33 protein-coding genes are annotated in these 23608 nt (G+C 47.1%); 16 read left to right on the forward strand and 17 right to left on the reverse strand.

Going from position 1 to position 23608, the window contains the following annotated elements:
- Positions 1 to 161: 161 nt before the first annotated feature.
- Together EXG77_RS08610 and EXG77_RS08615 are read right to left on the reverse strand one after the other, a co-directional pair.
- Positions 162 to 647, reverse strand: coding sequence for an NUDIX hydrolase (locus EXG77_RS08610; protein ID WP_035397559.1), 486 nt, complete (start codon positions 645 to 647; stop codon positions 162 to 164).
- Positions 644 to 1177, reverse strand: coding sequence for a DUF402 domain-containing protein (locus tag EXG77_RS08615; protein ID WP_035397562.1), 534 nt, complete (start codon positions 1175 to 1177; stop codon positions 644 to 646). Before EXG77_RS08615 ends, EXG77_RS08610 begins: the two co-directional genes overlap by 4 nt.
- A gap of 155 nt (positions 1178 to 1332) precedes the next feature.
- Here EXG77_RS08615 and EXG77_RS08620 point away from each other — a divergent pair, with 155 nt between their 5' ends.
- Positions 1333 to 2442: a GGDEF domain-containing protein gene (locus tag EXG77_RS08620; protein ID WP_035397564.1), complete on the forward strand. Its 1110-nt coding sequence runs from the start codon at positions 1333 to 1335 to the stop codon at positions 2440 to 2442.
- A 153-nt stretch (positions 2443 to 2595) separates the two neighbouring features.
- Here EXG77_RS08620 and EXG77_RS08625 read toward each other — a convergent pair whose 3' ends face one another.
- From EXG77_RS08625 to EXG77_RS08635, 3 genes are read right to left on the reverse strand one after another with little or no spacing between them, the layout of a single operon-like run.
- Positions 2596 to 3282, reverse strand: a complete 687-nt coding sequence (locus tag EXG77_RS08625; protein WP_035397567.1) for a polysaccharide deacetylase family protein — start codon at positions 3280 to 3282, stop codon at positions 2596 to 2598.
- Positions 3283 to 3299: 17 nt separating this feature from the next.
- Positions 3300 to 4427 (reverse strand): glycosyltransferase, encoded by a 1128-nt coding sequence (locus tag EXG77_RS08630; RefSeq protein WP_052017135.1) that lies wholly within the window; start codon positions 4425 to 4427, stop codon positions 3300 to 3302.
- Positions 4428 to 4481: 54 nt separating this feature from the next.
- Complete coding sequence (locus EXG77_RS08635) at positions 4482 to 5111, reverse strand: DedA family protein (protein ID WP_035397569.1); 630 nt, start codon at positions 5109 to 5111, stop codon at positions 4482 to 4484.
- A gap of 159 nt (positions 5112 to 5270) precedes the next feature.
- Here EXG77_RS08635 and EXG77_RS08640 point away from each other — a divergent pair, with 159 nt between their 5' ends.
- The 3 genes from EXG77_RS08640 (at position 5271) to EXG77_RS08650 (ending at position 6901) form a co-directional block, all read left to right on the forward strand.
- The gene (locus EXG77_RS08640; RefSeq protein ID WP_052017136.1) at positions 5271 to 5831 is read left to right on the forward strand and encodes a DedA family protein; all 561 of its coding nucleotides are present in this window, start codon (positions 5271 to 5273) and stop codon (positions 5829 to 5831) included.
- An 86-nt stretch (positions 5832 to 5917) separates the two neighbouring features.
- Complete coding sequence (locus EXG77_RS08645) at positions 5918 to 6328, forward strand: DUF2231 domain-containing protein (RefSeq protein WP_035397571.1); 411 nt, start codon at positions 5918 to 5920, stop codon at positions 6326 to 6328.
- A 30-nt stretch (positions 6329 to 6358) separates the two neighbouring features.
- Positions 6359 to 6901 carry a GNAT family N-acetyltransferase gene (locus EXG77_RS08650; protein WP_035397574.1) on the forward strand — a complete coding sequence of 181 codons (543 nt, stop codon included), beginning with the start codon at positions 6359 to 6361 and terminating at the stop codon, positions 6899 to 6901.
- 21 nt (positions 6902 to 6922) lie between these two features.
- Here EXG77_RS08650 and EXG77_RS08655 read toward each other — a convergent pair whose 3' ends face one another.
- From EXG77_RS08655 to EXG77_RS08665, 3 genes are read right to left on the reverse strand one after another with little or no spacing between them, the layout of a single operon-like run.
- Entirely contained in the window at positions 6923 to 7327 is a 405-nt protein-coding gene (locus EXG77_RS08655) for a GtrA family protein (protein WP_035397577.1), read from the reverse strand.
- Entirely contained in the window at positions 7324 to 8280 is a 957-nt protein-coding gene (locus tag EXG77_RS08660) for a glycosyltransferase family 2 protein (protein WP_081637393.1), read from the reverse strand. Before EXG77_RS08660 ends, EXG77_RS08655 begins: the two co-directional genes overlap by 4 nt.
- A 15-nt stretch (positions 8281 to 8295) precedes the next feature.
- Positions 8296 to 9945: a DUF6044 family protein gene (locus tag EXG77_RS08665; protein ID WP_035397579.1), complete on the reverse strand. Its 1650-nt coding sequence runs from the start codon at positions 9943 to 9945 to the stop codon at positions 8296 to 8298.
- A 525-nt stretch (positions 9946 to 10470) separates the two neighbouring features.
- Between EXG77_RS08665 and EXG77_RS16445 the strand changes: the two genes are divergently transcribed.
- The 3 genes from EXG77_RS16445 (at position 10471) to EXG77_RS08680 (ending at position 11646) form a co-directional block, all read left to right on the forward strand.
- Positions 10471 to 10914: a hypothetical protein gene (locus EXG77_RS16445; RefSeq protein WP_145981731.1), complete on the forward strand. Its 444-nt coding sequence runs from the start codon at positions 10471 to 10473 to the stop codon at positions 10912 to 10914.
- Positions 10907 to 11275: a hypothetical protein gene (locus tag EXG77_RS08675; protein WP_145981732.1), complete on the forward strand. Its 369-nt coding sequence runs from the start codon at positions 10907 to 10909 to the stop codon at positions 11273 to 11275. Before EXG77_RS16445 ends, EXG77_RS08675 begins: the two co-directional genes overlap by 8 nt.
- 89 nt (positions 11276 to 11364) lie before the next feature.
- Positions 11365 to 11646, forward strand: coding sequence for a hypothetical protein (locus EXG77_RS08680; RefSeq protein ID WP_035397587.1), 282 nt, complete (start codon positions 11365 to 11367; stop codon positions 11644 to 11646).
- A gap of 60 nt (positions 11647 to 11706) precedes the next feature.
- On the opposite strand, the gene EXG77_RS08685 is transcribed toward EXG77_RS08680, so the two are convergent.
- Both EXG77_RS08685 and EXG77_RS08690 read right to left on the reverse strand, forming a co-directional pair.
- The gene (locus EXG77_RS08685; protein ID WP_035397589.1) at positions 11707 to 11889 is read right to left on the reverse strand and encodes a hypothetical protein; all 183 of its coding nucleotides are present in this window, start codon (positions 11887 to 11889) and stop codon (positions 11707 to 11709) included.
- Between the two features lie 128 nt (positions 11890 to 12017).
- Entirely contained in the window at positions 12018 to 12653 is a 636-nt protein-coding gene (locus EXG77_RS08690) for an NAD(P)-dependent oxidoreductase (protein WP_035397591.1), read from the reverse strand.
- 163 nt (positions 12654 to 12816) lie between these two features.
- Here EXG77_RS08690 and EXG77_RS08695 point away from each other — a divergent pair, with 163 nt between their 5' ends.
- The 3 genes from EXG77_RS08695 to EXG77_RS08705 all read left to right on the forward strand — a co-directional run bounded on the left by EXG77_RS08695 (position 12817) and on the right by EXG77_RS08705 (position 14018).
- A complete protein-coding gene (locus tag EXG77_RS08695) occupies positions 12817 to 13248 on the forward strand; it encodes an Rrf2 family transcriptional regulator (protein ID WP_035397593.1) in 432 nt (143 codons plus the stop codon).
- A 91-nt stretch (positions 13249 to 13339) separates the two neighbouring features.
- Positions 13340 to 13549 carry a helix-turn-helix transcriptional regulator gene (locus EXG77_RS08700; protein ID WP_023468167.1) on the forward strand — a complete coding sequence of 70 codons (210 nt, stop codon included), beginning with the start codon at positions 13340 to 13342 and terminating at the stop codon, positions 13547 to 13549.
- A complete protein-coding gene (locus tag EXG77_RS08705) occupies positions 13542 to 14018 on the forward strand; it encodes a DUF6773 family protein (protein WP_035397596.1) in 477 nt (158 codons plus the stop codon). The genes EXG77_RS08700 and EXG77_RS08705 overlap by 8 nt, the downstream gene beginning before the upstream one ends.
- 53 nt (positions 14019 to 14071) lie before the next feature.
- On the opposite strand, the gene EXG77_RS16330 is transcribed toward EXG77_RS08705, so the two are convergent.
- From EXG77_RS16330 to arr, 3 genes are all read right to left on the reverse strand, one after another.
- Positions 14072 to 14248 (reverse strand): hypothetical protein, encoded by a 177-nt coding sequence (locus EXG77_RS16330; protein ID WP_156357191.1) that lies wholly within the window; start codon positions 14246 to 14248, stop codon positions 14072 to 14074.
- A gap of 104 nt (positions 14249 to 14352) precedes the next feature.
- A complete protein-coding gene (locus EXG77_RS08710) occupies positions 14353 to 14865 on the reverse strand; it encodes a hypothetical protein (RefSeq protein WP_052017137.1) in 513 nt (170 codons plus the stop codon).
- 18 nt (positions 14866 to 14883) lie between these two features.
- Complete coding sequence (gene arr / locus EXG77_RS08715; protein WP_035397600.1) at positions 14884 to 15285, reverse strand: NAD(+)--rifampin ADP-ribosyltransferase; 402 nt, start codon at positions 15283 to 15285, stop codon at positions 14884 to 14886.
- Positions 15286 to 15484: 199 nt separating this feature from the next.
- Between arr and EXG77_RS08720 the strand changes: the two genes are divergently transcribed.
- The 4 genes from EXG77_RS08720 (at position 15485) to EXG77_RS08735 (ending at position 17878) form a co-directional block, all read left to right on the forward strand.
- Positions 15485 to 16015, forward strand: a complete 531-nt coding sequence (locus EXG77_RS08720) for a hypothetical protein (RefSeq protein ID WP_052017138.1) — start codon at positions 15485 to 15487, stop codon at positions 16013 to 16015.
- 181 nt (positions 16016 to 16196) lie between these two features.
- Positions 16197 to 16589: a MarR family winged helix-turn-helix transcriptional regulator gene (locus EXG77_RS08725; protein WP_052017139.1), complete on the forward strand. Its 393-nt coding sequence runs from the start codon at positions 16197 to 16199 to the stop codon at positions 16587 to 16589.
- A 19-nt stretch (positions 16590 to 16608) separates the two neighbouring features.
- Complete coding sequence (locus tag EXG77_RS08730) at positions 16609 to 17031, forward strand: MarR family winged helix-turn-helix transcriptional regulator (protein WP_023468160.1); 423 nt, start codon at positions 16609 to 16611, stop codon at positions 17029 to 17031.
- Between the two features lie 85 nt (positions 17032 to 17116).
- A complete protein-coding gene (locus EXG77_RS08735; protein WP_035397602.1) occupies positions 17117 to 17878 on the forward strand; it encodes a hypothetical protein in 762 nt (253 codons plus the stop codon).
- A gap of 167 nt (positions 17879 to 18045) precedes the next feature.
- On the opposite strand, the gene EXG77_RS08740 is transcribed toward EXG77_RS08735, so the two are convergent.
- The 4 genes from EXG77_RS08740 to EXG77_RS08755 all read right to left on the reverse strand — a co-directional run bounded on the left by EXG77_RS08740 (position 18046) and on the right by EXG77_RS08755 (position 21778).
- Positions 18046 to 19044 carry a DUF2268 domain-containing protein gene (locus tag EXG77_RS08740; RefSeq protein ID WP_035397605.1) on the reverse strand — a complete coding sequence of 333 codons (999 nt, stop codon included), beginning with the start codon at positions 19042 to 19044 and terminating at the stop codon, positions 18046 to 18048.
- 150 nt (positions 19045 to 19194) lie between these two features.
- The gene (locus EXG77_RS08745; RefSeq protein ID WP_035397607.1) at positions 19195 to 19986 is read right to left on the reverse strand and encodes an ABC transporter permease; all 792 of its coding nucleotides are present in this window, start codon (positions 19984 to 19986) and stop codon (positions 19195 to 19197) included.
- Entirely contained in the window at positions 19983 to 20777 is a 795-nt protein-coding gene (locus tag EXG77_RS08750; protein WP_203229914.1) for an ABC-2 family transporter protein, read from the reverse strand. Before EXG77_RS08750 ends, EXG77_RS08745 begins: the two co-directional genes overlap by 4 nt.
- Entirely contained in the window at positions 20774 to 21778 is a 1005-nt protein-coding gene (locus tag EXG77_RS08755) for an ATP-binding cassette domain-containing protein (RefSeq protein ID WP_035397608.1), read from the reverse strand. Before EXG77_RS08755 ends, EXG77_RS08750 begins: the two co-directional genes overlap by 4 nt.
- A 141-nt stretch (positions 21779 to 21919) precedes the next feature.
- On the opposite strand from EXG77_RS08755, the gene EXG77_RS08760 reads away from it, so the two are divergent.
- Together EXG77_RS08760 and EXG77_RS08765 are read left to right on the forward strand one after the other, a co-directional pair.
- On the forward strand, positions 21920 to 22303 hold the full coding sequence (locus EXG77_RS08760; RefSeq protein WP_035397610.1) for a hypothetical protein: 384 nt from the start codon (positions 21920 to 21922) through the stop codon (positions 22301 to 22303).
- A gap of 155 nt (positions 22304 to 22458) precedes the next feature.
- The gene (locus EXG77_RS08765) at positions 22459 to 23544 is read left to right on the forward strand and encodes a GGDEF domain-containing protein (RefSeq protein WP_035397612.1); all 1086 of its coding nucleotides are present in this window, start codon (positions 22459 to 22461) and stop codon (positions 23542 to 23544) included.
- The last annotated feature ends 64 nt before the right edge of the window (positions 23545 to 23608 follow it).

Genomic DNA, 23608 nt, shown 5'->3' on the forward strand with positions numbered 1-23608 from the left:
CCTTTCTAGGAAATATGACAGGAAGAAGTCGAGGATTGTTCGAAAATAACATGCAAACCAATCAGATGATGCTGCTTGGTTTGACCAACACTCCTGACGATTCGTCTTTATGACATTGCAGACGTAAAAAAGCGCTCTCCGTCAACGAAGAGCGCTCCTGTTCATTTTAAGACGTCCCAATTCGAGAAGTGTCGTGCCTCAAGATCGAGTTGCTGTTCCTCGATCCAGCGAAACGCTTCGAGTACGAGCGGTGACGCGTTATCAATCGAGACGTCACTCGCATTGACCCAGCGCGCACCGAGCGAGTCTTGTCCGACGAATTGTTCGGGGATACTCAGCGTTCCACCCGTCTGTCGGACGAGATAAAAGACAGCGATGTGATGGACTTCTTCGAACTCGCGCCAATCCCACGGAAGCTTGAAGTCCGCGACGCCGATCTGTCGTTCGAGTGCCACTTCGAGCCCTGTCTCTTCCGTGAATTCCCGGCGCATCGCCGTAGCGAGCGTCTCTCCTTCTTCGAGGCTTCCCCCTGGTAAGTCATAGCGATTGATATACGGTCCACCATTCTTGTCGATGACGAGTAAGGCATCCTCCTTCATCAATAAGCCATAGACACCAAATGCCCGGTGGCAACGAATCGTCTTCATGTGTCATTCCCCCTTCTCTTCATCTGTAGGACAGTCGGGATGAATGAATCCAAAAAGCCGTCAAACGGAAACTGTTGCTGCGCGATTCGTTCTTGTAGGTTCAGTAACGATGCGCGGGCTCGTTCAATCACATCAGGCGGATAGTCGTACAATTGTTGGTTCTCTAAAAATTCGTCCTCGTCGACGACCGTCCACACGCCCTCGCGATGGACGAGATCGAGATCCAGATCAATGAACGATAAGGTATTTCCTTGAAGAACCGGCGGTAAGCAAATGTTACAGTAGTACGTCACCTCTCCCGTCCGTTCTAAATCGAGACCGACCGTAAAATCCGCATCAAGCGGATAGAATTCGAGACTATAATTGGCATATGTATAAACCGCTTCGCGACGATGATGCAAAAGAGTCCGCCCGGGCGTATTCGCGACGAGCAGATAGTTTTCCGTCTGTTCAAGGACATAGCCGTCCCATGAATAGTGCGGACATCCATCAAATTTTCGCGCTTCTATCGTGACATGCTTCGGTTCCATTCTCATCCCACTCCTTCCCTAAAGCTCTCTAATTTTACCAAATGAATTTGTTTAAGCAAGTCTTTACCTGAATATTTAAAATTTTGAGAGTCTCTCGTTGACATCCTTTATCAAACTGCTATCGTGAAAGTATCATACTCAAGGATGTGGAACCGATGTTCATTGCCGAGTTGTTATTGAATGCTTGCATCGCCTTCACCGGCTTTTATTTGATCGCCAAAATCATCTATAGTCAGCGTCTTGCGTCAAGTAACTTGAAAACCCTCATCGTCGGTCTCGCGACCGGGCTGCTCGGGGTACTGTTGATGTTTAAGGGGATTGCCGTCAACGAGTCGTTACGGATGGATTTGCGTCATTTACCACTCGTCTTACTCGCTTTTTATGGCGTCCGTTCGCCCCTGATCATCGCAACGCTGATCATCGGCTGCTCCCGGTTCTATTTCGGCTGGACACCACAAGCGGTCGTAGCGTTTCTTGCAGTCCTTGGTATCAGCACCGGGATGTACTTCATCCATAAACGGTTGCTCCACCGACCATTCCTGCAAAATCTCATCATGAACGTTTGGGCGTTGTTCATGATCTCGATTGCCGTCTCGATCAATCTTGGCTTCAGTGACGCCGCTCTTCGTTTGCTCGCTTCGACATGGACGATTGGACTGGCGGTCGGACTCTTATCGAGTCTGTTGACGATTGATTTTCAGTTGCTCAACGAACAAGTGCAGCGCTATAAACAATCAGCGGAACTTGATCATTTGACGGGACTGTACAATCGCCGAGTTTGGGACGAACGGACGGCGTTGCTCGAAGAAGAAGGACGTGTCTACAATGTGCTCGCACTCGACATCGACCACTTCAAGCATGTCAACGATACATACGGGCATGCGAACGGGGATCTCGTCTTGCAACAGTTCGCACGGATCTTACAGGAAGAAACGCGTCCGCATGATATCACGGCGCGCATCGGGGGAGAGGAATTCATGGTCCTCGTCTATGATTTGACGCCTTCGAAAGTCGCGAAGGTTGCCAACCGAATCCGGGAGCGGATCGCGAACACGCGCTTTCAGCTCGACGGCTTTCCCGCCATCTCGATCACAGCGTCCGTCGGCATCGCCCATGGGAAACACGTCGCTGCCCAGAGGATGAATATCCTTGCCGACGAAGCGTTATATGCCGCCAAGGAACAAGGGCGGAACCGTGTCATTCTGTACGAGGTCGATGCTGAGGCGGCGATGACGACGCAAGACCGTGAACCGGTCCGTTCTTAATCTTTATCATACGCATTCGATTATTGAGTAGACTGCGCTCGGTGATGCAAAAACAGATCATCCATCATCGCCATGCAGACGAGGACGATATGTCACGCAATGCTTCATCCATGCAAAAGAGGACTTACCATGAAACCGGTAAGTCCTCTTTCTTTACGCTTGATCGATTCGCCGAAACTGTAAGCCACGTGCTTTCCACTCCGGTAAGAGTTCTTTCAGCGCCGCAATCGTCTGCACGGGTGCTTGTGGATCCGCACCGAACGTATCCCCGTTATCATGCAATAAAATGATGTCGCCTTCTGACACATGCGACAACAATCGTTTGATTTTTGCGGTCCCGCCCTCTAGCTTCCAGTCCTCCGCCATCTTCGACCAGAGAATCATTTTGTAAGAAGGAGGACAGAGGACATCTCCAGCATTGAGCGCACCCCACGGTGGACGGTAGACCGTCGGTCGTTCGCCCGTGATCCGTTCAATGATTGCTGCTGTCCGTTCGATGCCTGTCCGGACTGTCGACGGTCGCATCGACCAGTTCGGTCGATGGACATAATTGTGGATCCCGAGTTGATGCCCTTCTTCGTGCATCCGGCGAATGAGGTCCGGATGTGCTTCTGCTTTATGACCCACGACGAAAAACGTCGCGTGAATGCCTTCTTGTTGTAAGAGATCCAGCAGTTCTGTCGTATAGACAGGATCTGGACCGTCATCGAACGTCAAGGCGATGGATTGTGAGTCCAGTGATTTCGTCACGCGCCATCCAAAGACGCGTGACGCCATATACGGAACGACCGTATAAGCAAGTGTCGCGAGAACTCCCGCTGTGACAAGACGTGAACGCATGTAAACTAACTCCCTTATTATCCATTTACTTTTTGACGACGATCTTGCAGGCAACCCGCAATTCGTTCCGCGAAAAACCGCTGATCGGCCATGACACAATCATTTTGATACTGCGTGACCGCCTGTTGCCAAGCATGCATGACGTCCGGGTTCTCAAGCGTCCGACGGATGACATCCGCGAGTGAATCCGTTTGATTAAAGGAGAACGCAAGCCCTTTCTCCATCAAATACGTACGATTGATCTCTTCTTGCCCCGGTAGGACATGTTGAATGAACAGCGGAACACGTTTTTCGAATGCTTCGCTGACCGTCACGCCTCCCGGCTTCGTGACGATCGCATCCATCCGTTCATACAGTTGATTCATCTCATCTCGTGAATCGATATAGGCGAGTGGATGAATATGTGGATGACGTCGCGAAGCTAACCGTTTATAGAGCGTCTGATTGTTCCCGCACAAGACATGAAAATCGGCTTCTGCACACTGTTCGATTTGCGTCAGCAACGTCTCGAGTTGACCGAGCCCACCGTTTCCGCCCGCAACCAGAATTTGTTTGCGCGACTGCGTCGAACGAATGATCGAACCACCAGAAATTGCTGGATGGACAGGAATTCCCGTCACGAACAACCGCTCTTCTGGTACGGCATGATGCGCGTGTAATTCCCGCCTCGCCTCACGATTCGGCAACAAGTGATACTCGATATGCGTCTTTCCCCAGACGCGACTGACGAATAGATCGGTATAGGCATTGATGACGGGTACATCACAAAGGTTTCGTTCCTTCAATTGATTCAAGAGATAAGATGGAAACGCATGCGTACAGATGATGACATCCGGTTGTTCCGTTCGAATGATTCGTAACATCTGTTGTTGGAAATAATGCGACGTCCATCCGGTCGAGCGCGCGTTACTCGAACGCCCGGCAATATGCCGATGATAAAAACGACTATAACCGTTTGAGAAATGTCGGATCCAGTTCAGATAAAACTTCGATGTCACCCATTCCGCGAACGGGCTGATCGTACTGAGTAACTCTACTTCCTTGACTTCAACATCTGGTCCCTGCAATCGTTCGGCAATGGCTTCCGCGACGAGATGATGACCGGATCGCATCCTTAAAAAAGGAAAGATCACTATTTTTTGCATCGTATGTCCACTCCTTCAAACTATCCGCAAAAATCCTTTAAAAAGAAGTATCGCTTAGTCTTCTTTTCCCGCTTGGTTTTTCCCTGAAACGACGCGTTTTTCGAGCCGTTTACGCTTGATCCATTTGACGAGTACACCGAGCAGGAACAATACGAGTAAGGCAAGTCCGAAATACGGTACGACTTCCGGCTTGATATGAAACGTCTTTCCGGCAAAGTGACCGAGTAAGACGAAAGGAACGACCCATAGCGCGGAACCAAGTGCCGACACCCAGAAATACCGACCGAACGGAATTCGCTTCATGCCTGCAAAATACGGATTGATTTGCCGCACGCCCGGAATATAAAGACCGGCGATGATCGTCCGATTAATCCGTCCCATGTAGCCGTTCGACACCCGCTCCCAGCGTTCTCTCGTCAATCCGATGAAACGACCGTATCGTAAGACGGTCGGTCCGAAGAAGCGCCCCGCGCTATATGCCGTCAACATACCGACGAACGTCCCGGCGTATGCCGTTAAGATTGAATAAATCAAACGTTCTTCGTTCTGACCATTTAAGATTCCAATCAGGACGAGTAGTGATTCTTCCGGCGCCGGAATCCCGACGATGCCAAAAAATAAAAAGATGAAAATAACGCCATATCCATAGGCATCGAGATACTGGTTGACCGTATCCATGTTCATGTTGTCACGTCCTCTACTACTGTCTCTCTGTACTGTTTCATCGTCTTCTGACTATGTATTCGGTATCGAAGAAAAATTCCCTTTTCTCCTTTGAATAAACCTTTTGAAGGATTCATCTGTTCCTGAAACGGAAAAGAACTATTAAAGGAGGGATGCTAGATGCACTGGCAACAACTGATGGAGCAGTACCGCTATCTTGGAATCATCTTTGCGTTGTTCGCTCATTTTATTCCTACTGAATTAATCTTAGCGTATGCCGGATATCTCGTTTCGATTCAAAACGTCGCTTTTTTACCAATGCTCCTCATCGCAAATCTTGCGTTCGTCGCTTCCCAGAGTATGCTGTATGCGATTGCATACTTAGGTGGACCACCCGTCCGATCTCGTTTGGCACGGATGTTCCCAACTTTCAGTGAGCGATTGACACAGTTTGAAGATCGTTTTCATCAGAAAGGAACTTATTATTTATTGCTTTCCCCGCTTTGGAAGACGTTGTTTGCCTGTCTCGCTGGATTTTTACGGATCCGCTTCTTGACGTTTGCAGGACTCACGAGTGTTTCATTTCTGATCTGGTCTCTCTTGTTCATGTGGAGTGGCGTTTTGCTCGGAGAACGCTGGTCCTTGATTGCCCATCTCGTCATGCGTCACGCCTCTTGGGTCATACTTGTCATCGTAATTCTCCTTTTTGGTCTTCGACGCGTGTTACATCGCAAGCAATGATGCATGACCCTGTTGTTTAAAAATGAAACTTGTCTCCTTCTAATATTTGGTAGAATGCTCCTAACTCATTGAAGGAGGTTCTTTTTATGCTTAATGGTATCCCGTTACACCCGCTTGTCGTGCATGCACCGATCGGACTGTTGTTATTCGCGACCTTACTACTGCTGTGTTCACTGCAGTGGACACGACTCAAGTTGTTCGCCTTAATCACGCTCATCGTTGGATTACTCTCCGGTATCGTCGCCTACATTACAGGGGATGGCGCCGAAGAATTCGGAATCGACAAGTGGAATTTGGAGCGAGCTGATATCCATCAACATGAGAACTTTGCTTTATACAGCCTGATTACATTTGGCATTTCGTTGTTATTCCTATTACTTAGCTATCGTTCAAAAGGAAAAGCCTGGTTGGCAGTCAGCCTGATTGTTGCGTTAATCGGCAGTGGACTTCTCGCTTACGCCGGTCACCTCGGTGGTCAAATGGTCTACACACGCTGACGCATCTCGACATAGAAAACGGAGGTCTATATGTCAAATCCACTAACGATCAGCATCCGTCCGCTTGATTCGTCGACAGTCACTGTCGTCAATGATGCAAACGATGCCTTTCCCGTCATCGGATTCATTTCGCCTCAGTTCATCGATGGTGAATGGTCGTATGAAGAACAGCTCTTCGATCGACCGCAGTCGATTCGCTTTCCGGATGACCAGCTCGACTGGACGTCCTATATCGATAGTGCGGACCGAATCGTCCTGCTCGCGTTTTCCGGTCCGTCGTGCGTCGGACAGATTCGAATGCACCGGGACTGGAACCGATTCGCTTATATCGAAAACATCGCTGTCCGAAGTGACTATCGTCAGCATGGTATCGGTCAACAGCTTCTCGACGCCGCCACACAATGGGCGAAGGAAAAACAGTTAGTCGGTCTATCGCTAGAAGCCCAGCATGATAACGTGATCGCTTGTCGGTTTTATGTACGTCACGGATTCAAGCTTGGGGGTGTCGATACGCTGAAACAATTCGCGAATCCACACATCGATTGGACACTATACTGGTACAAAGTCTTCTGACATCAACAGACGCCCGCTCCCTCAACGTGGACCGGGCGTCTGTTTTGAGTTCTCATCAAATACCCAAACCGACTGTCCGATAAAGTTCAACCCTGTGTATAAGATCATCCCGATCAAGATGGCGATCGTTTCGGAAAGTGTCGGAAACAGATGATGAACGATGACTAGGCTCACGCGATAAGCAATTAGGTAACTCAGCACGACGACGAGCAGAAAACGAAGCCAGTAGCGATAGCCGCCCGTCGCCTGGCGAAACGTAAAACGTCGGTTCAACTGATAACTGACGAGAATACCGCAACCGTTTCCGATTGCCGTCGCACCCCAGTAGCCAACTCGCATGAAATGATACAGAAATAACGTGATGGCAAGTCCGACGATCGTATTGATGATACCGACAAGGAGAAAACGTCCGAACGTCGCAATCATTGGCGTTTTTCCTCGACGACGTACCGGGGACGCCGCTTGACTTCCTGATAAATCTTACCGATGTATTCACCAATCAAGCCGATCCCAAACAGTTGTAACCCACCGATAAACCAAATCGACATCATTAAAGAGGTCCAGCCATTGATTGTCTCCCCAATCATTTCCCGATAAAAGGCATACCCGACGAACCCGATTGAGACGATCAGCATTAACACGGAGATAAGAAATAATAGCTTGATCGGGCGGACACTAAAGGAAGTGATACCGTCCCATGCGAGATGTAGCATTTTTCGTAGCGGATATTTTGATTCCCCCGCTTGGCGTCGTTGGCGTTGATACGATACCGTCGCCGTCTTGAATCCGAGTGTCGGAACGATCCCCCGTAAAAACAGATTGCGTTCCGGAAAATCACATAACGTCTCGACGGAGCGTCTACTCATCAAACGGTAATCGGCATGATCCGGTATCGTCTCGACACCAAGTCCGCTCATGACGCTATAAAATCCTTCAGCGCTGGTCCGTTTGAACCAACTGTCAGACGAGCGATCCGCTCGTACTCCGTAGACAATGTCATGACCGACATGAAACTGCTCCAAGAAAGCGGGAACGATGCCTAAATCATCCTGTAAATCAGCATCGAGTGAGATGAAACACTCGGCTTGCGTCCGACTTTCCTTCAGACCACCAAATAATGCCTGTTGATGTCCGACATTATGGGCAAGCTTCAGACCATGGAACTGATCGTCTTGTTCATGGATTGCAGTGATACACGCCCATGTCGCATCCTTACTACCATCATCAACGAATAAGACGAACGAATCGTGAGCAATCAACCGCTCCTCTTTCCACTGCATGAGTAACGACTGCAACGTTCGAATCGTGAGCGGCAACACATCCGTTTCGTTATAACACGGAATGATGAAAGCAACTGTTGGAGTTTCATACATTTGCATCGTTTCTTCCTCCTCTTAACGAATCCGATATAGTCGAAGTGTCCATGCCGATTGAGGATCACGAAATGTTTTGATGCGGACGAACCCTTTTTGACGAGCATCTTTGATCGTCACGGCAGAAATCAGATACGATGCCCCCATCCGCTTCATTTGACGTGTATTGAGCTGTAAATCATCAATCGTTTTCGGACGATCAGACGTCATCATGTCATCTTTTCCAAGTGTTGCGGAGAACACATACACGCGGTTTCCCCATGTGTCGTAATAACGACGTAACGTTGGACTCTTATTTAATTCTCCTTCAATGATGCGACGAAACTGCCGCTTATAGGAGAGCGGATAAAAATTGACGTATCCGTCGATCGTCTGCAGTCCATTGTACTGGGCAATCGCTGGATGAAACCCGAGTGAGGCAACGCGATACGTTGATGTCGGACGATCAATCTCACGTTTGATTGCGTCAAACTGATTTGTCGCATAAAAGGCGCGATAGCTCGGTTCGTTCCGATAGATGATTTCCGGATGCCAAAGCAAAAGAACGATGGTTTGTGCCATCAACAGCCGTTTCACCCACCGGCGTTTTACATGAAGCCAGAGCCATTCCAGGGACAAGAAAAAGACACCATACCAAATCATCGGTTGTAAAAAATGAAAGCGCGAGAAGTTGAATGTCCGCAATAGACTGATTTGGTCCTTCAGTGGATTCCACCCTATATAAAACCAACCGGCATACCAGATGGACAATCCAATCAACAGATATGTCAATCGACGAATCCGTCGCGGGAGTTGACCTTTCTGACGCCAAGACAAGATGACGACCACTCCGATCGTCAACAACAGAATCGGTGCTTGCGCAGCCCGGTCATGCGTGTGTCCGAGTACAAGGTGCTTCAGCACCAGCCGCATCGTTGCCGGCAGTCCGTTTCGCCCTTCTTCAAAGTCTTCTCGGCTCGTTGGTTCACTTTCCCATAAAAGTGAGTAGACCAGTCGATATTCAATGAGCAGATAGAGTAGCGTCTGACCGATGAATGCCACCCAAAACAGACGATGGAAGGCGCGCGCACGAATCTCTTTGCTGGCATGATAGATGGCGAGAAGACATAAGAAAAAACAGATTCCTAAGACAAAGCTGGAATAAAACGGGACCAGAAAGAGCACGAGCAGACTGACGCGTCGTTTTTGCTGATGCCACAGGTTCCAATATGCCCAAAGCAAAAGCGGCATTCCAAGCGTACTGAGCATCCCGGACGGCCAAAATGGCGTCCAGGAAAATAAGACCGCACACCAGACAACGACGTACAGCGGTAGTCGGTTTCGCCCATAATCTCGCAGTAAGAGAAACATCCCAATGAAAGCAACAAATCGCACGACGAGTTGACTGAAGACATACGCCGTAAACGGAGAAAACCATTCATAGAACCAGATGATGCCTGAAAAGGAACTGACGAACGCGTTGCGTGAGACGACTCCACTCATCAAACCGGGAACCGTCGCCCCAATCCCTGCGTGCACACTATTCGTCTCGACTAACCACTTATACCAAACGACATTTGAATCCAGATTGTCGTGGATGCGAACGTGGCTATCCTGTCCAAACAGGATTAGGGGTAAGACGTAACTGGCCGTCAAGATGAGCCCGATCAAGAACAATTTACGTTCCCGCATGATGATATCCTTTCCTTCGACACAACGAGTCGATGGTATAATGTTCCTTACTATCCCCCTGTGTAACCCTCTTTCCACTAGATTACATAATGGTAAAAAATATTACGCAACAAGTATACGCTATCGTATACTGAAAATACTAATATATGGAAAGTGGGTCTTTCTTGAATGCAGCACATGTCGCGCGTATTTCTTTCAACCATTTTGATTGCCTTTCTATACGCATCGGTCACTCAAATAACTCTAATGATTTTAGGCGAAGACGAGCTTTCTTTCATGACCGCCTTTTTGATCGGATTCGTTTACGCAGGACCCATCATTCTGATAGGGTCATTGCTATCTAGTGGTCTGTTCTACTTCACTCGATCATTAGCAAACCATTTCATGATACGTCTTATCATCAATCAGGCGTTCGCACTTTTGTTCAGTCTTGTTTTGATTCCTTTTGTCTTGGATCATTCTTTTTCAAGCAATTTCGTCCTAATCTGTTGTGGTGTGGCGTTAATCTATTTCCTCGTTTCCGAAATGTCACGGAAATATCCAGAGTCGTATCGGTCCCTTTCCGGCTGGCTTTTCCGAATCGGACTCAGTTACTGGTTATTCTCCATGCTATCAGGATCGATGGCAAGTTTTGTTCCGAACGCATCTCGAATGGAACAGCTGATGGATACTCACACGGATGCATTTCTTTTACTTTTCGTCAGTGGCATCGTACTTGCTGAAGTCGTCTGTTCTTTTCTGTTTTCAAAACGGTCTCTGCCTTGGATGTCTCAGCTGTACATCCATATCGGAAGCGCTTGTATCCTGGCTGGCGTGACTTCTGTCTTGACTCCACTGCCCTTAACATTAGTGTTTACTAACGTATGTACCGCATTGACCTATGTACTGATTTCTCGACTGTTTATCATCATGAAAACCGGGAAGGAGGAACACCATGATCCGTCTGTCATTTCGACTACTGATGACTAACTGGATTTTTTTAATGCTGTATCAACATCTCCCGTCGTCACCGCGGCTCATGCCCGAGACGGACGCTGGGTATTATTCAGGTGTTTTTGAGACATTACTGTCGTTTATGATTGTCATCACGGTCGGTGGCATCCTGACTGACGCGATCCGTTACTTCAGCTTCCAAACGCGTCCACTTGCTTGGACATCACACCTCTTCTTAAATCAAGGCATCGCCTTCCTCATTGGTGGAATCTTATTAATCGTATTCGATGGTCTGTTTCAACCGCTCTATTTTCAGGCAATCGCGAGTAGCGCTGCCTTCCTCTATTTTTTGATGACACGTTTGACATTACTATACAAGAAGGAACCAACTGTTTAAAATCAGCCACATTCTTACATTTTTGTTAGGTAAGAATGACAGGCTAGGTACTATACTGAATGTATCGTTCAGTAAAGGAGACATGCCGCATGTTTCGTCAAAAATCAATTCTGTACTTACTCATTTTATTATCCTTCGGTTTCACCTTCGATACGATCACTGGATCATCTCTTATTCCGTTCGTCGAACCCCTTCATCAATTGATTGCCACACTTGCGGTGACGATCACGACCGCCTTTTTGACACTGTTCTTTCTGTTCTACCACGGCGTTCGTCCGCACCTTGAATTACTGATCGTCCTCCCCTTTTTGATTTTGACGAGCGGCGTTACGTTCTTCTTCGTCTTCTTGAACGCAATGACTGTCATCTAACGTCACCAAAAAGCCCGTCTTCTTGAAGGAGACGGGCTTTTAAAGTCGGCAGTATGTACATCACGGTTTGGCGTGAAGTTCTATCAACGGATCGCTTTCACTCGGCCAATTGATTTGTCCCTCGTAATGATCATCGATCGTCGCGACCGGTTCCGAACGTTCGAACCGGGACGGTTGCGCAGATGTCGTACAGACGATCAAGACAGCTAACAGACTGATGATACTAAAAACTCGTCGCATCATGATTTATACTCCTTTAGTCGTTTCTATCCTCATATTAAACAAACCATGCTATTATGCCATCCGTCCTCCGCTGTATCTCTCGCTCCGCCCATTAAAAAAGACCGACTACGTAAGTCGGTCTTACACCATCACCCTTGTTCGCCAACGACCGAGAACCGTTCGTTGAGATGTTGCGCGTTTTCAAGCTCATCGACTACAGCGATAGCGTAATCCGCGTAACTGATGTAGCTTTCCCCTTTTGCGTTTAAAATCATCTGCTCACCGCCGACTGTATACGCTCCTGTACGTTGACCGCTCGGATCAAAGAATCCAGCGGGGCTGAGATACGTCCATGTCACGTCTTGCTGCCCTTGCAGTTCGATCAAGTTTTTCCCCATGTTCGAAGCTGTCGGATAATACGCTTCCGGGAAATCCGGTGTTTCCATGACACGTACATTATGCTCAGCATCGACGAATAGACTTCCCGCGCCACCGACTACGAATAGTCGTGTCTTGCTTCCTGCTAACACGTTGATTAAATGACGACCGACTTCGATATGTTTCGTTTCCTCACCCGGTGCTGCGTTAAACGCATTGACGATTGCGTCAAACCCGTTCAAGTCGTCTTTCGTCAGCGCGAGCACATCGCGCTCGAGAATCGTGACGTCTGCGGTCACTTTTGCTGCGTTACGGACGATTGCCGTGACGTCATGCCCGCGTGTGATTGCTTCTTGTAAAATCAATTGTCCTGCTTTTCCTGTTGCGCCGATGATTCCGATGTTCATGATGATTCCTCCTTTTGATATGTAACTACTTTGATTACATGTAACCAATATAGTTACAATCACTTTGTTTGTCAACCGTGTTGTTCCTATTCCCCGTTTCTTGCCAAATGAACAATACGACGTATAATGAGAGAACAATGTTTTTAAGAAGGAGGATCATCCGTTGGCTATCAGTACACGTTTTTCCGTCGGCATCCATATTCTCTCGTTGATCGCGACCGACGAGAAGATGACATCCGACTTGATTGCTGGCAGCGTCAATACGAATCCGGTCGTCATCCGTAAAATCATGAGCATGCTCAAAAAAGCCGATCTGATTGAGGTCCGCCCGGGTGTCGCCGGTGCGCGACTCGCACGCCCGTTATCTCGCATCACGCTACTTGACGTTTATCAAGCCGTCGCTGTCGTACCGGACAAGGAACTGTTCGGCGTCCATGCCGCACCGAACCCAGATTGCCCGGTTGGACGAAACATCCAATCGACGGTCACACCAATCTTTGAGCTTGCGCAATCTGCTCTTGAAAAGGTGCTCGCTCACGTCACACTGGATGATATCGTCAGTGAAATCGAACAAAAAGAAGCATCGTCCTCATGAGGGGCGATGTTTTTTTGCAATATATACATTGCATATGTCATCTATATATGACATAATAGCTAAGGGAATATTTGTGAAGGAGTGGATAGATATGTCTACATCGTTGAGTCCGATGAAACAACTTCGCATGCAGCAAGGCTTAACACAAGGTCAACTAGCAGAGAAAGTACATGTCACACGACAAACGATTGCCTTGATTGAAGCGAATAAGTTCAATCCGAGTCTTCGACTTTGTTTAGACATCGCACACGCCTTAGAAACGGATTTAAATACATTATTTTGGGAGGAACAGCATGAGTAAGTGGTTAGAATTCTTTGGTATTAAAAAAGAAACGGATGAACGGGTTCAACAACAGGGGACAAAAGTGTTTTTCGAAGCAGGAATCTTCGTCTTCTGCATAGCGATACTCGATATCATCGTACGCGGGATGGTGTTAGATCGTCCGCTGGCTGAGTGGGGGTTTAGCTTTTTCATAATAGGAGCATATCTTGTGTATGGCATCATTCGAATGGCGTTCGCTGGAGTATACGATCAAGATATTTATGATGAGACATCCTTTGAGAAGAAAATGAGAAAACACACGTTAGAACATTTGTTGATCAGCTTATTCTTATCGATTATCACGACGGTTCATGATGGTTTGCCACATGATCTAATGGGATGGATGGAGATCCCTGTTAAGTTTTGTTGTGCGTTCCTAGCGATGCAGTTGGTTGAATGGGTCTTATCTCGTATCTCACTTCGAAAAATCAAGAAAGAACTTCAATAATACATGAATACATAATGAAACGCATCGTCCTATACAGGATGATGCGTTTTACATTACATGAACCATTGATACAGTAGATATCCTCCACCGAGGACAACAAGCACCGCGAGCATCTCTAGACCACGCATTCCGTCGTTTTGCCCACGGGGTACGGCACTACCGAGACCTTGATCGACACCATCGCGGAGATGATCGAGTGGTTGTTTCTTTTCTTGTTTGAAGCGAGACATATAAACGCCCCCTTTTTACATATTGTACCATTCCATCTTCACCTTGCAGTACATTCTGACAAAAAAATACGTGGTAGTGCTTATCTTACATTCAATTCGTTTCTCTATTCATTTCGAAGCAATTTCATGAATCCCATCTTTTCAACGATCAAAACATCCTGCTCGAAGCGTTTGATGGAACGTTCCGTCGATTGATCGTCAATCAAATTCGGATGACCAAAGCATACATTTAAGATCGAATTAAGTTTCTCTGCCTCACTGCCGATGAAGTAGTGAGACATATAGGTATCGTCTTCTGATGCGATGACGACGAATGTCGCCATATCAAGCACTCCATCGACGCCTTCTACTGTCATGAGTTTGTCGTTCGCAGATGCATTCTGAAAGTCATACGATTCGATGGAGGCAATCCTACCTTGCAACAGATCAAGAATTGATTTTCGGTAGACACAATAGACTCCAACAATCGTTTCAATGGGTGGAACGAATGGATCTTCGAGGATCGTGATCCATCGCTCGTCGTCTTGATTCAGGCGGATGGCATGTAAGTGATTAACTAATAATTGATCAATGACGTTGTTCGTCGGTTGGATCGATTTAAAATCATATTCAGGCAAGTCTTCTCCCCCGTTCGTTTAGTCGATGATTGTATCCTTCCCTTCTGCGCGTAACCGCTGCAGGGATGCTTTCATCTTCTCAATCTCCTGGTCTGTATGCCGTTCCCACGTTCCGAGTTCAGCGATGATCTTCACGGGTTCCGTCGAACGATACGACCGGGTCGGATTGCCTGGGAACCGTTTGTTCGTCAAGTTCGGATCATCCTCATACGCTCCGAGTGGCTCAACGAGGTAGATACGTTCCGGAGCGTCAGATTGTGCGAGCTCCGCGCCCCACTTCGCTGCATCAAGTGTTGCCGTGAAATAGACGTGCTGGAGCGGTCGTTCACGAAAATTCGATGCATGCCCTGGTTTCAATTTGTCACCGATTTGCAACGTGGCTTTCGTGCCATGGAAAAACGGACCTTCGACTGGTTTCATATGCTCGCCTCCTGACTGGATACATTCAGTATAGACAGTCAATTCATTCAGGTGTAGTCTGTTTTAAAATGAAATTTCACGGTATACTTATAGCAAAGGAAGAGCATTTGTCGTCAGATTGTAACTCGTTTTTTGTCTGGCCATCAGGCATGATAGGAATAGTCATTTTACATACCCTATAGGAGGTCATCCGTTTAACGTGAAGTTCTTTAAAGCTTTAGCGAAAACCGAAGAGGCTGTCTGGATTCCAGAAGCCGAGTGGCAAACCGTTTGTGAGCAAGAAGGACTGACCGTGCCGCATCATCCGCAGGAACAATTCGTTGGTCTCGCGTACAACAATCAGCGGCAAGTCGTCGAAGTCACGCGTAATTTACGTCCACCAGCTCTCAGTTATTACGTCACGATTCTAGAACCACCCCATAGTCGATCCCTTATTTCAAAACGTTCGTTCTTAACCGTGCTTCATGAACGAACGGAGCGCACATCCCTCACCGAATACGGTACATTCTGTTTACTTGAGATCAACGTTCGGGAAGAAGGACTCGGCGAGCGTGGTCTGTTACTTGAGTCGTTGATTCATGACATCGAAAAAAAGTACACTCATTACGCGATTCGTGGCGATTATGCGACAATCACCTTACAAGGACGCGTCTCAGATCAATGTTTTACGAAATATGGATTCCAGTTAACGGATTCCTATCTCACGCTTTCGAATGGGATTCCTTCCTGAACCGACCTGACACGTTCAGGTCTTTTTTTGTACAGTTCCTAGGTAATGATGGGAAGTGATGGGTTTACGTTCAAACTAGTAGCACTACATATTTTTAATATGGTATGGTAAAAGTAATTCATCAGCAGTACATTCTACATTTAAGAGGTTCCTCATGACAATAATGACAGAGACATACCCCATGACATGCTGGCATACGATTTCGACGTATCATAATCAACAAATCAAGCGCGTCAATGCTTTCTTGAAACAGTGGGATCTCTCCCATACGAATCTTGAAGTATTGCGTTGCCTACAGACGACCTCATGCACGAGCCAGAAGGAAATCGCTGAACGGATCCAAGTGACCGATGGCACGATTTCACACGGAATCAAACGCTTATTCGATCGGCAACTTATCACCCGCAAACGCAAATGGAAGACGAACTATTTGCTCTTGACGGAAAAAGGAACAGCCATTCTGCAAGAAGTGTTGCCCGCCTATGAACGTTTTCAACAGGAACAATTCGCCGCTTTGACGGCTCGACAACAGGAAGAATTAATCCGTTTCTTCGATAAGCTCAACCCTGCATGACAGAAGAGGAGGAAAAATCATGACCTTCACATTCGAATCTTCAATGCAACATTGGAACGCCATTCAGCGGATCCATTCTCGTTATTCGAAAGAAGTCAACGATGTATTGAAACCAAAAGGACTCTCAAAATCCCAATTCGATTTATTAATGACCTTGTATCATCAAGAGAGTGCGACACAAAAATCACTTGAACGAACGCTCGAACTCTCAAGCGGTGCCATTTCGCAAACGGTGAAGAAGTTACTCGCGGAACACCTCGTCATCCGAAAACGAATCAACCGGGAAAAACGGATTCTCTTGACGGAAGATGGTGCAGCGCTGATTCAAACGTCAGCTCCCGAGATCGAAGAGATTGATGATCGTTATTTCCGTGCCTTTACATCAAAGGACCACGAGACGTTCGACCAATTGCTCCATAAGATGCAAAGCGATCATTTTTGATCGCCCTACCGACACTCGCGGACGCTTCCCTAATGAGGTGTCCGCAATTTTTACATATAAACACCATAAAGAGGGAGTAACAGAGATGACACATAGAGACGTATTATTGGAACGATTAGACGCAATTGGGCAAACGATTGCACAAACAGATGATGCGCTTGTCCTGCTCGGACTAGGTTCAGTCGGTCAAGAACTTGAACGACTCGATGACTATTCGGACTTAGACTTTTTCGTCATCGCAAAGCCCGGTAAAAAGGCTCGATTCATCGAGCAACTCGACTGGTTAGAAAACACATACCCTTTACACTTTCAATTTCAAAATACGCAGGATGGACATAAAGTCATGTTTGACGACGGTATCTACGCCGAATTCGCGATCTTCGAACTAGATGAACTTTCTGAAATTGCATTTTCCGCTGGTCGTATCGTGTGGTGCGATCCTTCCTTCGACGCGTTTGAACGCTTAGTCCCACAACCACGTAACAGTTCGAGCGAACATCCATCCGTCGATTACGCCATCCATGAAGCACTGACGAACCTATATGTCGGGCTCTGTCGCGAAGCACGTGGTGAAACATTATCAGCCTTCCGTTTGATTCAACAATTTGCCGTTGGTCAATTGTTACACGTTCTGTCCTCATTTGAAAAAGAGGAAGCGACATCTGTTGATCCGTTTGCTCCGGAACGTCGGATTGAGCAACGTTTCCCAGAAATGGTCAACCGATTCTCAGAGATGATGCCAGGCTATTCGCATAATAAAACGGCTGCACTAGTGATCCTCGATTACATCGAACAGATTCATCCTGTCTCCCCTGCCATGTCAAACGTGATCCGTTCACTCGCTTAAATGATGTCTTCTAAAAAATACGTCCGGATGTCCTAAGTCATAGGAAATCCGGACGTATTGCGTTTAAGATGAATCCACTTCAAAAGAATACTTCATTACAGTTTTGAAAGAAATAATATTCCTGTTAGTGATAGGTTGCTTCCCTATACATAATACCATTTTTTACATTATTTTGAATCAAAAAGATCGTTTTTATATTTGTAATCCTTCAAGATTGTTTCCGCGTCTTGAGTCGTCCAATCTACTATCGATTCCGAGGGATGTTTTTCAAGATAGGCGTCCATGATATCTTTACCTAATCGGTACATACTCCACAAAGGTACATCCTTATCCTTATTTCCGTCCATGATATCATCTTGCGTTAACTCACCATTTTTCATTAAACGTAAAACACGCTGTTTCGTCTCTTCTTCTAATGGCTCGACCCAAGCTGGTGTCACTCCTTTAACGACGTGTTTCGCGAACTGATCCGCTTTTCCTTCAAGAAGGAGTGAATGGATCAGTGGACTAGCTTCATCTTCTAAGGATGTATCTAGCTTCATCCGATCATACAAAGCAGTATGATGATATTCATGGGCTACCGCATAATCTAACATTTTCTGATCGTAGTCAGCGGTAAGGAATAGCATGAAGCAATCTCTAGTTGCCAATCCTGCGACCCCTCCCATGACATCCATACGCTGCATGAATTCCGTGTTAACAGGCACGATGAATATCGTATTCGTTTGCTTTGGTAATGCCCGATGTGAAGCAGTGTAACTTTTTTCAATGATTGTTTTGATCTCTGTATCTTGTTTCATCAGCTCTTTCGTCCGACTTAGTAATTGTTCTTTATACTCAGTTGCTTGTAGCATAAAGTAACTTTTCATATATGTTAGATCAAGATTCTGTTGCTCACCAATTTCATCGATGTAACCTAAGACATGTTTTAGGTAACTGTTCGTGTTGTCGTCTGAGTTCCCTGTCTGCATCGCTTCTTCTAAGTACTGATTGTATTGCGTATAGAGCGGAACGATCTTGACCTGATCATCTTGACCAATCTTGATCGTCTTATTTTTAATCGTTTCGTCGTTTTGTGAAAAGAAGTTTTCTGCCCTTTCCCAAACGGTACACCCCGATAAGGTAAGCAATATCAAACAGAGTAATACGAGCCATCCTTTTTTCAATATAACCCCTCCCTCAGATTCATGTCTCAATATTTCATACTGTCATTTAATAACAAAAGTTTCATATTTTACATAAAGAAATCCATATCTAAATTGATTAGAAACAAAAAGAACCTTGAAGCGTCGCAACACTTCAAGGTTCTCCTTCTTTCATGATCCCGTACTCGCGAATGCCTTCAGTCCAAACAACCAGAACCGATAAGCAATCAAACAGGCGATGATCGCGACGAGTGGTGTCGCAATCGCCATTACGCCATAGCCTCTTCCGTCAAAGAAATACATCGCCGGATAAAAAGCAGTGAAGCCGAACGGGATGATGTAAGTCAAGACGAACATCAAGGCCTTCGAGTAGATCGTCATCGGGTAACGAGCGAAATCACTCAAACTGAAAACTGCTGAGACGATCGGTAAACTGTCGACCATCCAAAACGAGAACGTCGCAAAAAACAGATTGATTGCGATATAGAGCAATCCGCTCGATAAGACGAGCACGAGCAACATCAAGACATCACCGAAGCTCCAGACCATATCGAGATGATCCGAGGCGATGTACAGTACGCCACCGCCAATCAATAGTTGACCGAACCCGTCTTGCTGAACGCGCTCAGCGACGATTTGAAACAACGGATTGACTGGTCGCATCAACAACCGATCCAGATTCCCGGTCCGGATGTACTGCCAGCCGATCGTCCACAAGTTATCAAAGAAGATATGGTGTAAGGCTCGTCCTAAAAAAGCGATCCCGTAAATGAATAGGATCTCGTAAAAGTCCCAGCCGTTTAACGTCTCGATATGCTGAAAGACGACCGACAGGAAAAAGAGTGAGGCGAACTGTTGACCGAAGACCGACAAGACACCGATCAGGAAATCAATCCGGTATTCCATCATGACTTTAAAATGACTTTTGGCATACAACCAGTAGAGTTTTATGTATCGTTTCATCCGCCGAACACCGTCACTTTCCGGATCGCGAGCGCGAACGTGATCCGCAAGATGACAAAGAATCCAATCAACCAACCGATTTGAATCAGTAACGATTGCAGGATACCGCTTGCCCCGATCTCTCCCGTATAGATTGCAGCCGGGACATAGACGAGTGAAGCAAACGGTAAGTACAGACTAATCGTCTGAAACCAGTCCGGAAACAGCGTCAACGGAACGATCGCACCGGACATGATCGTGATGACGGCGTCCTGTAAGACAGACAGTCCCCAAATGTTGACGGTATAGAAGGCAAAGATGCCGACGAGCAGATCAATCAATGTCGCGAGCAACACGGCACAAATCACGCTACCGACGAAGGCAATGCCAGCCAACCATGACTGTGGTCGATCCACGCCGATGAACAAAATCGAGACGAGGACGAGTGGTAGGATCGAGCGGAACAAGACCGAGACTTTTGAGCCGATGTCTTGGGCGAGTAACTTATCGAGCAAGTGATACGGACGGAGTAACTCGATTGCGATCGCCCCTTGTTTGATCATCCGGGCGAGATCGCGTCCGGCACCCCCGCGGAACTGATCGATCATCGTCGCAAGCACCGCATACGTCAGCATCGTTGACAGCGAGATACCGGAAACATCGGTCTTATTGGCATACACGGCTTGCCAGAAGAAATAGAGGATGAACAGACGCATCGTCACGCTAAACATGCTTGCCCAGTACCAGGCTGTGTAGGCGAGATCAACTTTGATTTGGGACCGCATCAACGCGGTATATTTACGGATTCTCATGCACTGATCCCCGCTTGGTAGAGCTTGCGGATTAACGTCTCCATCTTCGGGACGGACACGGAGACGTCCCGAACGGCGTACAGCGAAACGATTTCCTTGATGACTTGACCGCTTGACAGTTCTCGGTCGTCGAAGGCGAGCTCATACGTTAGTTCATCCGTCTCAAACATGATCACACGATTGATCAACACTGTCGGTAAAGCGAACGGCACCGGTTCTTCGAGCGTGATTCGAAGTGTCCGCTCGTGACTGAACGATGCCTTTAACTGATCGATCGTATCGTCATAGATGATTTTACCGTCGTCGAGGACGATCACCCGGTCACAGACTTCCTCGATATCCTGCATGTCGTGCGTCGTCAAGATGACGGTCGTCCCCCAGCGATCACTCATCTCACGGATGAAGTGACGGATCGTCTCCTTGATCTCGATATCAAGCCCGATCGTTGGTTCGTCGAGATAGACGACTTTTGGTCGATGCAGGAAGGCTGCGGCTAGTTCACAGCGCATCTTTTGTCCGAGCGACAGTTGTCGGACTGGTACGTCTAAAAGCGGTGCGAGATCGAGCTTCTCCCGAAACCACGCGAGCGTCTCCGCAAACTCGGACGTCGGTACTTGATAGATTTCCTTCAACAGCTCAAACGATTCTTGGACCGGAATGTCCCAGAACAGTTGTGTCCGCTGACCGAAGACGGCTCCGATTTGCGATGCGTTCTTGACGCGGTCGGCATGCGGATCAAGTCCGAACACCCGGACGTTCCCCGCGTCCGGACGCAAGACTCCAGCGAGCATCTTGATCGTCGTTGATTTCCCGGCACCGTTGAAACCGATATAGCCGACCCGTTCTCCTGGTGCGATCGTCAAATCAATCGCTTTGACCGCCTCTTTCGTCCGGTACGTCCGGTGAAACAACGCTTTGATCGCTCCGCGTAATCCCGGTTCCCGTTGTAGGATTTGATAGTGTTTCGTCAGTCCTGTTGCTTTGACGGCATATGGTTGCATGTATTCTCCCCCTTTTGTGCAAACGCTTTCCGAAAACGTAGTATACCAGAAAAATCCAAGAGTCTTCCATCTCTTTTGAAAATTTTTCTCGATATTCTGACGCTGTCGCGTAATAATAGAGGAAAAAGGAGTGGTCTGACCATGCTATTACGTCATATGACACATCGGCATCACATGAAATCAATCGTGACGCGCGGTGGATTGTCACCGACATTTCAAATCGATGCACCAACAGGATGGATCGCCTTTGAAGTCGATCCTCCAAGCGTAGCGTATCAAACGCATTTTCATCAATTGAAGAGTGATTGGCAGGATGGAGATGTCGTTACGCTCGAATTCGACGGAGAGCGGATGCAAGCAGCAGGCTTCGAGATGCTGCAATCGCAAGAAGATGACCGCAATCAACAGGCAGAGAGATTAGGCGTATCCATCGAGGAAATTGGCTCGTATGCATTCATTCGCAATTTCGTCTCACTTGATTATCTCGTCGAGTCTTCACGTGAGAAAATCTCAGAGTATTATTAACTTAGTTGAAGAAATCTAATCTTTTTTAAAATATACGGAAATTAAGATATTTTCATACATCTTTAGGGTATCGTTGGCTATATAGAATAAATATTCATTGAATGAAACATTTTTTTGTAGTTATTTTTCAGAACTCATTTGAGAGGAACACGAATATGTGGAATACGCTGAACCATCTTATCCTCAACGTCGCTCTGACCTTTTTCTTCGTGCTCATCTCCCTGTTCTTTTTTAAACGATTTCAGTTTCGAAACACGTTCGACAGCTGGCTGAAGAAAAATCTGTTAGTACTAATTCTTGCGACAGGTGCCGGCTACTGGGTCATCCATAATGCCATCACCTATGAGGGATTTCAATTCGACTTATCGATTACCTTGATTGTCATCGCCTTCATTTATGGAGGTATTAGTAGCGGCTTCATCACGACCCTCGTCTTCGCTTCCCTTCAAACGTTCGTTTTTGATTCCGCTCATGCCTATTGGCTGATCGGTACGTATCTGATTGTCAGCATCGTTGTCTTGTACTTACAAAATGAAGCACCGGATCGATTCATCTCGTTTCCAATCATTTTCGGCATTGCACTCATTCTCTGTTTACCATACGTTCAACATGTTCAACCGAATGACGTGACAGCGATGACGATCTTTCTCGTCGGGAATGGTTGCGCCGGTCTCCTCTTGCACAGCATCTTGCATCAAGTCCGCTGGCACTTCACTCAAGTCCGGATGCATCGGCGTCTTGCCTTGACGGATACGTTGACAGGGCTTGATAATCGACGTCGTTTAGAAGAGACCGTCCTACGTTACAAATCACAACAGACGGACTTTTCAATCATGATCATCGATGTCGATCATTTCAAACAGGTCAATGATACTTACGGTCATGACCGCGGCGATCATATTTTACGGCAAATCAGCTCTTTGCTAGCATCGTATTGTCCCCCAACTTGTGTGCTCGGACGATTCGGCGGTGAAGAGTTCATGATGCTGTTGCCGGAGCATTCGTTGCCGGAGACGCGTCGACTCGCGGAACAAATCTGTGAAGCCAGTGCCAAACGGACGTATGAGTTATCAGCGACGAAACCGTTGCAAGTGACGTTATCGATTGGGGTGTCTCGCCAAACGCATCAACCGTCTGAGACCCATAATTTTCTGCAGACGATCCAGCAGGCAGACGCTGCCCTCTATCAAGCGAAGAAGAGTGGTCGGAATTGTGTCTTTCATCATGACCCGTTGCGATGAATACGAAAAGTGCCCCCTCGCGTGACGTGGAGGGGGCACTGCTATCTGAAATGGAGGAACGAAC

The sequence above is a fragment of the Exiguobacterium sp. OS-77 genome (assembly GCF_000414195.2).
Lineage (GTDB): Bacteria > Bacillota > Bacilli > Exiguobacteriales > Exiguobacteriaceae > Exiguobacterium_A > Exiguobacterium_A indicum.

Excerpts from the sequence above, each read along its gene's own strand:
- EXG77_RS08735 (WP_035397602.1), top strand. The coding sequence starts at position 17,117 with ATGACACATAGAGACGTATTATTGGAACGATTAGACGCAATTGGGCAA.
- EXG77_RS16445 (WP_145981731.1), top strand. The coding sequence starts at position 10,471 with ATGTCACGGAAATATCCAGAGTCGTATCGGTCCCTTTCCGGCTGGCTT.
- EXG77_RS08635 (WP_035397569.1), bottom strand. The coding sequence starts at position 5,111 with ATGAACATGGATACGGTCAACCAGTATCTCGATGCCTATGGATATGGC.
- EXG77_RS08750 (WP_203229914.1), bottom strand. The coding sequence starts at position 20,777 with ATGAGAATCCGTAAATATACCGCGTTGATGCGGTCCCAAATCAAAGTT.
- EXG77_RS08630 (WP_052017135.1), bottom strand. The coding sequence starts at position 4,427 with ATGCAAAAAATAGTGATCTTTCCTTTTTTAAGGATGCGATCCGGTCAT.
- EXG77_RS16330 (WP_156357191.1), bottom strand. The coding sequence starts at position 14,248 with ATGTCTCGCTTCAAACAAGAAAAGAAACAACCACTCGATCATCTCCGC.
- EXG77_RS08660 (WP_081637393.1), bottom strand. The coding sequence starts at position 8,280 with ATGCAAATGTATGAAACTCCAACAGTTGCTTTCATCATTCCGTGTTAT.
- EXG77_RS08675 (WP_145981732.1), top strand. The coding sequence starts at position 10,907 with ATGACTAACTGGATTTTTTTAATGCTGTATCAACATCTCCCGTCGTCA.
- EXG77_RS08645 (WP_035397571.1), top strand. The coding sequence starts at position 5,918 with ATGCTTAATGGTATCCCGTTACACCCGCTTGTCGTGCATGCACCGATC.
- EXG77_RS08665 (WP_035397579.1), bottom strand. The coding sequence starts at position 9,945 with ATGCGGGAACGTAAATTGTTCTTGATCGGGCTCATCTTGACGGCCAGT.
- EXG77_RS08610 (WP_035397559.1), bottom strand. The coding sequence starts at position 647 with ATGAAGACGATTCGTTGCCACCGGGCATTTGGTGTCTATGGCTTATTG.
- EXG77_RS08650 (WP_035397574.1), top strand. The coding sequence starts at position 6,359 with ATGTCAAATCCACTAACGATCAGCATCCGTCCGCTTGATTCGTCGACA.
- EXG77_RS08760 (WP_035397610.1), top strand. The coding sequence starts at position 21,920 with ATGCTATTACGTCATATGACACATCGGCATCACATGAAATCAATCGTG.
- EXG77_RS08655 (WP_035397577.1), bottom strand. The coding sequence starts at position 7,327 with ATGATTGCGACGTTCGGACGTTTTCTCCTTGTCGGTATCATCAATACG.
- EXG77_RS08725 (WP_052017139.1), top strand. The coding sequence starts at position 16,197 with ATGACATGCTGGCATACGATTTCGACGTATCATAATCAACAAATCAAG.
- EXG77_RS08615 (WP_035397562.1), bottom strand. The coding sequence starts at position 1,177 with ATGGAACCGAAGCATGTCACGATAGAAGCGCGAAAATTTGATGGATGT.
- EXG77_RS08745 (WP_035397607.1), bottom strand. The coding sequence starts at position 19,986 with ATGAAACGATACATAAAACTCTACTGGTTGTATGCCAAAAGTCATTTT.
- arr (WP_035397600.1), bottom strand. The coding sequence starts at position 15,285 with ATGAAACCAGTCGAAGGTCCGTTTTTCCATGGCACGAAAGCCACGTTG.
- EXG77_RS08640 (WP_052017136.1), top strand. The coding sequence starts at position 5,271 with ATGCACTGGCAACAACTGATGGAGCAGTACCGCTATCTTGGAATCATC.
- EXG77_RS08755 (WP_035397608.1), bottom strand. The coding sequence starts at position 21,778 with ATGCAACCATATGCCGTCAAAGCAACAGGACTGACGAAACACTATCAA.
- EXG77_RS08685 (WP_035397589.1), bottom strand. The coding sequence starts at position 11,889 with ATGATGCGACGAGTTTTTAGTATCATCAGTCTGTTAGCTGTCTTGATC.
- EXG77_RS08730 (WP_023468160.1), top strand. The coding sequence starts at position 16,609 with ATGACCTTCACATTCGAATCTTCAATGCAACATTGGAACGCCATTCAG.
- EXG77_RS08680 (WP_035397587.1), top strand. The coding sequence starts at position 11,365 with ATGTTTCGTCAAAAATCAATTCTGTACTTACTCATTTTATTATCCTTC.
- EXG77_RS08705 (WP_035397596.1), top strand. The coding sequence starts at position 13,542 with ATGAGTAAGTGGTTAGAATTCTTTGGTATTAAAAAAGAAACGGATGAA.
- EXG77_RS08765 (WP_035397612.1), top strand. The coding sequence starts at position 22,459 with ATGTGGAATACGCTGAACCATCTTATCCTCAACGTCGCTCTGACCTTT.
- EXG77_RS08625 (WP_035397567.1), bottom strand. The coding sequence starts at position 3,282 with ATGCGTTCACGTCTTGTCACAGCGGGAGTTCTCGCGACACTTGCTTAT.
- EXG77_RS08690 (WP_035397591.1), bottom strand. The coding sequence starts at position 12,653 with ATGAACATCGGAATCATCGGCGCAACAGGAAAAGCAGGACAATTGATT.
- EXG77_RS08700 (WP_023468167.1), top strand. The coding sequence starts at position 13,340 with ATGTCTACATCGTTGAGTCCGATGAAACAACTTCGCATGCAGCAAGGC.
- EXG77_RS08620 (WP_035397564.1), top strand. The coding sequence starts at position 1,333 with ATGTTCATTGCCGAGTTGTTATTGAATGCTTGCATCGCCTTCACCGGC.